Below are 585 nucleotides of genomic sequence, written 5' to 3'. Positions count from 1 at the left end.
ATTCCTATCGCCATTGTGATATTCCAAAGGGTCTTATTTTTACTGCTGCTTTATTGGAAGGTGAATTAGGGAATAAAGAGAATATTCGTGTAGCCATGGATGAGGTTGCTCTTCATCGGGAAATGGTACAACCTATTCGAGAAAAAACAGGTGGATCAACTTTCAAAAATCCTGAAAATATATCTGCATGGCGTGTTATTGATGAAGCAGGGTGTCGTGGTTTACGGATTGGTGGAGCTCAAATGAGTGAAATGCACTGTAATTTTATGATTAATGTGGGGCAAGCAACAGGTTATGATCTCGAATCTTTGGGAGAAACAGTGCGTGCTCGTGTTTTTGCTCATTCGGCTCACCTTTTACAGTGGGAAATACAACGTATCGGTCAATTTGAACAAGGTCGTACTGTTCCTTCTTTTGATCCGTTTCATTAATTGATTTCAGTGTAATAAAAAAAATATCATAAAAAATTGAGTCATTTCAAAGAGATAATAAAAAAATCCATTAAGAATCAATAAATTACCAAAGAAACTCTTGCGTCATTCGTTTGAGTCTGATTCATTATGCAAAATGCTAGGTTATTGATTC

General features: G+C 36.2%; 1 pseudogene. It reads left to right on the top strand.

Annotation, left to right across the window (positions count from 1 at the left end):
• A pseudogene (locus J7R05_RS07560) lies at positions 1 to 431 on the top strand (UDP-N-acetylmuramate dehydrogenase); the annotation flags it as partial.
• Positions 432 to 585 lie beyond the last annotated feature (154 nt).

It is taken from the genome of Bartonella capreoli (genome assembly GCF_902813205.1).
Taxonomy (GTDB): Bacteria; Pseudomonadota; Alphaproteobacteria; order Rhizobiales; family Rhizobiaceae; genus Bartonella; species Bartonella schoenbuchensis.
The sequence above is the reverse complement of the archived record's forward strand: the minus strand, read 5'-3'. Positions and strand labels throughout refer to the sequence as shown.